We start from the raw sequence: 6769 nt of genomic DNA on the forward strand, positions 1-6769 counted from the left end.
CCTGCCTTTTATAATGCGGCCTGCATTTCATTCATTATCTTTAAAATCACCCTATCTGTACTGCCCATGCCATCTTGTCCCAGCCGCCCCAGGTTCTTAATGGTTTCTTCTGCGGTCTCAGCTACAATTCCATTTCTAGCAGGTACAACTTTGTTTCCAAGGGCAAGGATTGCCGATTGAATGGCAGTAGATGCTGCTGTTGCCAATTTCAATGCACAGCCTACCTTTGCGCCATCACAAATCATGCCGCTAATATTGGCAATCATATTTTTAATTACACCATCTATTTGTTGAGGATTTGCCCCCATCAGCCAAGCAATTGCTACAGCTGCACCTGTAGATGAAGCAACCCCGCAGCCGCACAAAGCAGACAACCTGCCTATATAATACTTGATATAACCATTTACAATATGACTCATCGCCAAGGCTTTGACCAGCTTTTCTTCGCTTACTTGAAACTTATTGCGGTAAGCTGCGATGGGCAAAATTGTCGTCAATCCATTGTTCCCGCTTCCATTGCTGCTCATCACAGGCATTGAAAATCCAGACATTCGTGCATCTGCACCAGCAGCTGTTAACATCATTGCTTGATTCATTAGATCATCCGATAAGATACCGCTCTTTATACTCTGATAAAGGCCGCTCCCTACACCCATTCCCATATCCTGATCCAATGCCGCCCAAGCTACTCTTTCATTCATATGCAGCCCTTCTAAAAGAAATGAAATCTGGTCATAGGGTAGCTCTTCAATCTGTAATAAAATATCTTGAATACTATGATCGTAAATCGTTTGCTCCTTTCTGTCCTCCTCTGCCTTTTCTCCATAGATATCCAGTATTTCATGACCATCAATTTTAATCGAAACAAATTGATTATGCCGCTCTCGGATAACTACCTCTACCGTGCCGCTATCCGCTTTTAAATACACCTCAACATATATCTTATCAAGGGTATCCTTCATCCCTATATGAACTTTCTCCTGTTCTAAAAGTTTCTTAGCGGATCGTATTTCTTGGATTGATAAACCTTCTAGTATACTTAAGTCCTTTTCACTTTTTCCTCCAACAATACCCAAAGCAGCCGCAATTTCTAGCCCCACTTCGCCTGTATTCGGTATTCCTACGCACATGCCGTTCTTGTAAATGTTTGGACTAACATAAATATTTACTTCATTTAATTCATCAAATATCAATAGCTCTCTGGCCTTCGCGCAAGCCAATGCCACAGCCACAGGCTCTGTACACCCCATGGCGGGTACAACCTCTTTTCTAAGTGTATCTACAATAAGGGTTTTTAGCTCCATAAAGCACCTCCATCAAATTTCCACATTGATAAAATATGCAATATGCATGCCAAAAAACCTATCTAAATTACCATGGACTTTTATTTTCTTTTCTCAATTTGAGACAAGTCTATTCTAAAATAATCTCAAATTGAGAACTAAGTCTCAATTTGAGATTATTTAAATTGGTATTCCTTAAGTTTTCGATATAAGGTGGCGCGGCTAAGACCCAATAGTTCAGCTGCCCTATCCATGGGCTGCTTAGAGCCCTCACACATCCTTAAAGCCTTTTTGATCTCCCTGTACTCCAATTCCCGAATTGTCATCACACCCTTGACGGAGTTCTGCTGTTTTTCTCCCTCTCCGGACCTTAGCCGCTTGGGCAAATCTACTTCAGAAATTTTATAATGACTACACATATTTACCGCATATTCTATGGTATTCTCTAATTCCCGTACATTTCCAGGCCACTGGTAATTCATTAAAATCTCCAATGCACTTGTCTCTAGGCCTTCAACACATTTCCCAAGCTTGTGGTTGCATTTTTGAAGCAGATGGTCGACGAGGATGTCAATATCCCCCATTCTCTCTCGCAGGGGAGGAATATTTAAAGGAATCACGTTCAAACGATAATATAAGTCCTTTCGAAATTCTCCTTCTAACACCTTTTGCTCTAGGTTTTTATTGGTTGCAGCAATGACACGAACATCAATAGGAATATATTCTCTTCCGCCAATTTTTTCGATTGCATTCTCCTGCAAAACCCGAAGAAGTTTTGCCTGTAAATGCAAGGGCATATCTCCAATCTCATCTAGGAAAATCGTCCCATTATTGGCCAATTCAAACTTTCCCGCCTTACCACCTCGTTTTGCCCCGGTAAAAGCACCCTCCTCATATCCGAAAAGTTCGCTTTCTAAGAGCTGCTCTGGTATAGCGGCACAATTGATTGGAATAAACGGCCCCTTTCTACGCTTCCCTTGAAAATGAATAGCCCTTGCAAACAACTCCTTGCCTGTTCCACTCTCCCCTTGAATTAAAACAGTTGATGGTGACTCACTGGCTTTTTTTGCTTCTTCCTTTACATCCAGTATTTCCTTGCTCTCCCCCATAATATGATGGAATTTCATCTCAATCGTGCTTCCAATCATATCATTCACCACATTTAAAGCTTCAGATATATTGCTGAAAGTAAATACAAACCCCACAGTCTCTACACCAACAATAATGGGATTGACCCCATAGATTCCCCGAACGCCATATGATTCTTTCTTATAACTAAACGCTCTATTCTTCATAGAAATACTTCTCATCTTTATATCATGAAAATCAATTTTGTCTAGTATTTCTCCTATATTTCTATGAATTGCATTTTTTGCATCCAATCGAAACAATCGACTAGCCTTCACATTTAAATGCATGATACGGCCAACTGCATCCACAGCAATGATGCCATGATCTACAGCATCCAAAACAATCTCTAATTCCTGGGCCAATAGTTGAATTTTCTCCGTTTTTTCCTCATCCATTAGCTTTGAGGCAATCAGATCAGCCATCCTATGCAAAAACGCCATGAGATTTCTCTGGTTATTCAAAATAGAACTTTTTTGAGTCTCTTGAAAAGCAATTAATCCGATAACGCCTACGGTTTCGTTGTTAACCTTGATAGGACAGCATACCTGTGCGTATTCTTTGCATTGATTATGATCTTCACATTGTTTACACGCCATATGTTCTCTTGGATTATCGATGATAAATTCCGCTCCCTGACTTAGGGCAAATCCAAACACAGAATTTTTGCTGACTTTGGTCCCGATATGGTCCTCATAGCACCCGGTAGCCGCGATACGGTTCAGCTCGCAGTCTACAATGGTGACGTCCACATTGATTACACTGGCAATTACTTCTGCAATTTTTTGTACGCTATTCGCTATACGCATTAAGTTCATTTCCCCACACCCTTTTGGTTTGTTCTATTTAAAAAGACTGGATCTTTAATCCAGTCTTTTGAGCTTTGTCTCTTGATAAAATTTTTCTACAGTTGCTGGATCGATATAGCCAATTTGCTTTTCCATGGCATTTGCAGCGCCTGCTGCCACCGCCAATCTAAATGCATCGGGCAGCTCTTTTTTCCTGAAGAGAGCCACGGCACATCCAGCTACAAAAGCATCTCCGCACCCTACTGTATTAACAGCTGAAATCTTAGGTGCACAGATTTTGTAAACCCCATCCTTTGTGGTAAAAATAGCACCCTTGTCTCCCAAAGAAATTGCTACTACCTCGATGCCCTGCCTACATATGTATTTTGACTCATAAATAATCTTATATTCACTATCTAATTCGTAACCTGCTAGTTCTTCTAATTCTTGTAGATTCGGCTTAATCATGAAGGGTTTTGCCTTGATCGCTTCTACCAGATAGCTCCCACAGGCATCAATGATCATCTTCACATTATTATCTTGTGCAATCTTCACCATATCTCCATAGATGGTCTTAGGCAGACCTGGAGGCACACTACCAGAGGCAATCATTATTTCACTATATTTTAACGTTTTCACAAACTCTTTTACAAAAGCGTTTAACTCTTTTTTCGTTACTTCGGGACCTTTTTCGCTGAGAAAGGTTTCTGTATTGTTCACAGGGTCAACAATGGCTGTAAATACTCTAGTGGCTTCATTGATCCATACAAAGGAAGTGGATATATTCAGTTTATCCAATTCTTCCTGTACAAACTTTCCTGTGACACCCCCTAGCAGACCTGTGGCATTTACTTTTTCTCCCAGCATGGCTGCTACCCGTGCTACGTTCAGACCCTTGCCACCAGCAGATACTTTCACATCATCCACCATATACCTGGTATTCGGTTGAAAATTATTAATCACGTAAGCCCTGTCAATAGCAGGATTTAAGGTTACCGTAGTAATCATGGAATCCCCTTCTTTACACAACAAATTCATTCACAGCCTATAAAACCACACAGTTTATCGACGTAAAATGGCATAAATCTATTATATACGCATCTTTTCTACTTTGCAAAGATTTTTTGTTTTCACTACACCAATCTGTGACATATTTACCTATGTAGCGCTTTTTGTCTCATAGATCATTTATAATTATTTTATAAAATCTTAATGGTTGATGGAATATGCTAAAATACCTATTTATCATTACTCCTTTGTATGCAAAGTCCTTAATAGGTCTTTAATCTCTTTTAAGAGTACAATAATTTTGTTTAAGGAATACTGCATAGTAATTAATATGACAAAAAAGATAATCACGGCAATCAGTATGTAATTCATTTGTATTTCCTCCTCTAAATCTTTAAATCCATTATAATTCATTTCGCTTTTTCCATCAACTAAGACTCAGTTCAGCTGGAGTTTGCAACTCCACCTGAATGCCAAGTCGTGTTATCCAGGGGCTGTACAACTCTTGTCTTCCGCTTGTATAAGCAGGGATCATAAATCTTTGATTTATTGATCATCGCTTACACAGCGTGCAAGCGGAAGTCTTAGAGTTGTTAGCCATCGGATCAAATAAAAATACACCGTTCCTAGACCTTCTCATCATAAAGACGTTCTAAGAAAAGTGTATTTGATTTTATACAATAAATCCAACGAACTGATATTTTCAGAACATTAAATGAATATGATTGCATAATCTATCCTATTTTAATCCTGCTCGTTGTTATCCAATTCCTTTTCACCAAATCGATTGTTGTCTTCCTCATTAATTTCCATTTTTGAAACGGATACTTCATAAGCAATTTTGGTGATAACATTGTCATCTTGTATTTTTTTCTGGTATTCTCTACTTTGTACTCTCCCCCAAATTTTGATATGGTCTCCTACCTGCAGTTTTTCAGAGTATCTTGCATTCCTTCCCCATGCAATACACGGGATATAATCGGATTTATTATAGGGCCGGTTAACAGCAATGAGCATATCTGTGATTTCTCTGCCAAAGGGTGTTGTTCTGTACACGGGCTCCTTGCAAATAAATCCATCTAAGAAGATTTGATTGGGATTTTTAATTTCTTCAAGATTTTCACAGGAACTCATGTCTCGGGCAAATATTGTAAGTACCAATTTATTGTTTCCGTCCTTGTACTTATTATAAGATCGCAATTGCCCTTCTACCTTTACAGCAATACCCTCCTTAATATCTAATCCTACCAAAATCCGCTCAGAAACAGTCACAGGTAGTACATCACTGTAATCACTCAGCCTAGGTATTTTTATATCAAATGTATAAAATCCTTCTCCATACATTTCATGGCTAAACTCTAGTTCTGAGTGCACTTCTCCCACAACCGAAACTACATTTGTTTCAATAACCTTATCCTGCATTTAACCCCCACGCTCCTTCCCAATTCTTATGTATTTTTTCAGGGTTAACCTACAAATATATGTATTCACCTGAAAACCAGATTATGATTAAAGAATAAAAAAATAGGAAGAGAATTCTCACCGAAATTCACTTCCTGTCCTTGATCTTTATCTTTATCTTTATATTTATCTTGATTCATACTTTATTGTTTTCCCAGTCTGCCCATGGGCCTTAAAAGCCGTTATAATATCTTCCGTAGAAATCCCATATATCAATCCAGTTCCGATGGCAGCTAGGGCAGAATGGATATCTGATTTTTCAAAATTAGGTATGTATACGGGGAATTCCATAGGATCAACCTCCAAGCCCCTTCGGTTTGTAATGCCCCGCTGGATACAGCATGTAAAATGAAGGTTGGATGCTTCTTCTATGCTGGATGCAGTAATGGTGGCTTTTGGAGAGAGACCATAGGTAATCACAAGTTTATTCTCTAAACAACCTATAAAATCTGTGTAAGCCTCGTCATCCACATTAATCAAAGCATATCCCTTGGCTGAAAGACTCTTAAATATTGTCTCAGACTCGTCATTTTCGTACTTATTATTTTCCCCTAGAAATGTATGGATAATGGTGTCCAAGAAGATATTGGACAAATCATACTGCTGTGGGGAAGAGCCAGGTAAATGAATTACTGCATATTCTAATTCACCATTATACGTATCCATATGGGAGGATAAAAGCTCTCTTACTTTTTGTGTATCATGGCCACAGCCAGTCGAATGAATACGTGCTGCTTTTTTCCCTGTACTACGAAAAAGGTGAGCTAGAAAACCGGATATTTTTATATCTTCATATCCACCTACCATTCCTATAATCTTCAGATTTTCCAGTGTATGAATATATGGATCATCCCCCATTGTTCTGTTATGAACGATGGTTCTATCATCTGTTTTCATGAATCTCCGCTCCCTTTCATACCGAGTATAATAAAATAGTTTATCCTCACACACCCCTGTCTATTCATGCATAGATTGCAACAAAAAAAATAGCGAACCTTTATCAGCAATGTCATTAAGTTAAGACATTGTGAGTAGATGCCTAAAAGAACAGAGTACGTAGAAATTACGTACTCTGTTCTTTTAGGAAAAAATTTAAAAAGT

At 38.8% G+C, this 6769-nt stretch carries 6 protein-coding genes; all 6 read right to left on the bottom strand.

Translation table 11 applies throughout. The annotated features are described in order from the left end of the window. Positions 1-8: 8 nt before the first annotated feature. The 6 genes from K0R93_RS16910 to K0R93_RS16935 all read right to left on the bottom strand — a co-directional run bounded on the left by K0R93_RS16910 (position 9) and on the right by K0R93_RS16935 (position 6565). Positions 9-1304: an L-cysteine desulfidase family protein gene (locus tag K0R93_RS16910; RefSeq protein ID WP_300303772.1), complete on the bottom strand. Its 1296-nt coding sequence runs from the start codon at positions 1302-1304 to the stop codon at positions 9-11. 155 nt (positions 1305-1459) lie between these two features. After that, positions 1460-3229, bottom strand: a complete 1770-nt coding sequence (locus tag K0R93_RS16915) for a sigma 54-interacting transcriptional regulator (RefSeq protein WP_300303775.1) — start codon at positions 3227-3229, stop codon at positions 1460-1462. 45 nt (positions 3230-3274) lie between these two features. Further along, positions 3275-4207, bottom strand: a complete 933-nt coding sequence (pfkB, locus tag K0R93_RS16920; RefSeq protein ID WP_300303778.1) for a 1-phosphofructokinase — start codon at positions 4205-4207, stop codon at positions 3275-3277. A gap of 240 nt (positions 4208-4447) precedes the next feature. Further along, on the bottom strand, positions 4448-4579 hold the full coding sequence (locus tag K0R93_RS16925) for a hypothetical protein (RefSeq protein WP_300303781.1): 132 nt from the start codon (positions 4577-4579) through the stop codon (positions 4448-4450). 372 nt (positions 4580-4951) lie between these two features. After that, positions 4952-5629, bottom strand: coding sequence for a single-stranded DNA-binding protein (locus K0R93_RS16930; protein WP_300303784.1), 678 nt, complete (start codon positions 5627-5629; stop codon positions 4952-4954). A gap of 165 nt (positions 5630-5794) precedes the next feature. Next, a complete protein-coding gene (locus K0R93_RS16935; RefSeq protein WP_300303787.1) occupies positions 5795-6565 on the bottom strand; it encodes a Mur ligase family protein in 771 nt (256 codons plus the stop codon). Positions 6566-6769 lie beyond the last annotated feature (204 nt).

It is taken from the genome of Anaerosolibacter sp., from assembly GCF_029240175.1.
Lineage (GTDB): Bacteria > Bacillota > Clostridia > Peptostreptococcales > Thermotaleaceae > Anaerosolibacter.

Bases quoted from the DNA above. Each gene is read 5' to 3' on its own strand.
- K0R93_RS16910 (WP_300303772.1), bottom strand. From the start codon at position 1,304: ATGGAGCTAAAAACCCTTATTGTAGATACACTTAGAAAAGAGGTTGTA.
- K0R93_RS16915 (WP_300303775.1), bottom strand. From the start codon at position 3,229: ATGAACTTAATGCGTATAGCGAATAGCGTACAAAAAATTGCAGAAGTA.
- pfkB (WP_300303778.1), bottom strand. From the start codon at position 4,207: ATGATTACTACGGTAACCTTAAATCCTGCTATTGACAGGGCTTACGTG.
- K0R93_RS16925 (WP_300303781.1), bottom strand. From the start codon at position 4,579: ATGAATTACATACTGATTGCCGTGATTATCTTTTTTGTCATATTAATT.
- K0R93_RS16930 (WP_300303784.1), bottom strand. From the start codon at position 5,629: ATGCAGGATAAGGTTATTGAAACAAATGTAGTTTCGGTTGTGGGAGAA.
- K0R93_RS16935 (WP_300303787.1), bottom strand. From the start codon at position 6,565: ATGAAAACAGATGATAGAACCATCGTTCATAACAGAACAATGGGGGAT.